This is a genomic window from Enterovibrio baiacu (assembly GCF_004120195.1).
Taxonomy (GTDB): domain Bacteria; phylum Pseudomonadota; class Gammaproteobacteria; order Enterobacterales; family Vibrionaceae; genus Enterovibrio; species Enterovibrio baiacui.
This window is the reverse complement of record NZ_SCHN01000040.1, coordinates 1-1,808: the sequence shown is the minus strand read 5'-3', so window position 1 is coordinate 1,808 and position 1,808 is coordinate 1. Positions and strand designations below refer to the sequence as shown.

The following is a 1,808-nucleotide window of genomic DNA, read 5'->3' as shown; positions in this document are numbered from 1 at the left end:
GCATTGCAAGCATCACCGAAACGGGTGACAACGCTAAGCTGGAAGATCTGCAAGCAGATGGCGCCACCGTCACCACTACAGTGGCTGATATCATCGAAAACGGCGATGCGGCCACCCTGACGCTGAACAATGTCACGGTTGAAGAAGGCACAGACAAAGCCACCATCACAGGCTCGCTCGACCACACGCCAAAGACTGATGTAACAGTAACCCTAAGCAACGGGGCTACCCTCACCTTCGGCACCGACTACACGCCGGGTACCTTGGTGACCTCCACGCCATTCGATATCAACAACGGTGAAGATGTCGTGGTTGATGCGTCTGACACCACCTATGACGTGACCGTCACGGGCGGTAATTTCGAATCCCTCACTTCACCAGACAGCGTCACTGTCTCTGTTAAAGACACCATGGACACCGTCACCGTCAAACTCACTGCGTCTGACAAGGTCAACGAAGGGGACGAGATCACTTACACTGCAACGCTAAAAGGCGGTATCGCCCAAAGTGACATTACCGTCAAACTGGCGAATGGCGAGACCATCACCATCACCGCAGGCGAAACATCAGGTACTGTTACCACGAATGTTGCCAACGACATTTACGACTCCGCTAACATCACCAACAGCATTGCCAATGTCACTGAGACAGGAAACAACGCTAAGCTGGAAGACCTTCAAGCAGATGGTGCAACCGTCATCACTGCTGTGGCTGATATCATCGAAAACGGCGATGCGGCCACCCTGACGCTGAACAATGTCACGGTCAAAGAAGGCACAGACAAAGCCACCATCACGGGCTCGCTCGACCACACACCAAAGACTGATGTGACGGTCACCCTAAGCAACGGGGCCACCCTCACTTTCGGCACCGACTACACGCYAGGCACCTTGGTGACCTCCACGCCATTCGATATCAACAACGGTGAAGATGTCGTGGTTGATGCGTCTGACACCACCTATGACGTAACCGTCACGGGCGGTGACTTTGAATCCCTCACTTCACCAGACAGCGTCACTGTCTCTGTTGAAGACACCATCAATACCGTGACCGTGAAACTCACTGCGCCTGACAAGGTCAACGAAGGTGGCAAGATCACTTACACGGCGACATTGGAAGGTGGCGTTGCCAAGAATGACATCACAGTGACATTGGTCAATGGTGAAACCATCACCATCGAGGCTAACGAAACATCCGGTGAAATAGACATCACCGTCGAGAGTGACATCTATGCGTCCGCTAACATCACCAACAGCATTGCAAGCATCACCGAGACGGGCGACAACGCTAAGCAGGAAGACCTKCAAGCAGATGGCGCAACCGTCACCACGACTGTGGMWGATATCRTCGAAAACGGCGATGCGGCCACCCTGACGCTGAACAATGTCACGGTTGAAGAAGGCACAGACAAAGCCACCATCACAGGCTCGCTCGACCACACGCCAAAGACTGATGTAACAGTAACCCTAAGCAACGGGGCCACCCTCACCTTCGGCACCGATTACACGCCGGGTACCTTGGTGACCTCCACGCCATTCGATATCAACAACGGTGAAGACGTTGTGGTTGATGCGTCTGACACCACCTATGACGTRACCRTCACGGGCGGTGAMTTTGAATCTCTGACCTCACCAGACAGCGTCACCGTCTCTGTTGAAGACACCATGGACACCGTGACCGTAAAACTCACTGCGTCTGACAAGGTCAACGAAGGTGGCCAGATTACTTACACCGCAACCCTCGTGGGCGGTGAAGCCCAAAACGACATTACCGTCACACTGGCGAACGGTGAAGAAATCACTATCAAA

General features: G+C 53.6%; 1 protein-coding gene. It reads left to right on the top strand.

From position 1 onward, the window contains the following. Positions 1 to 1,808, top strand: a 1,808-nt coding sequence (locus EQP46_RS24155; RefSeq protein WP_338068759.1) for a beta strand repeat-containing protein, incomplete at both ends; no start/stop codon positions are given.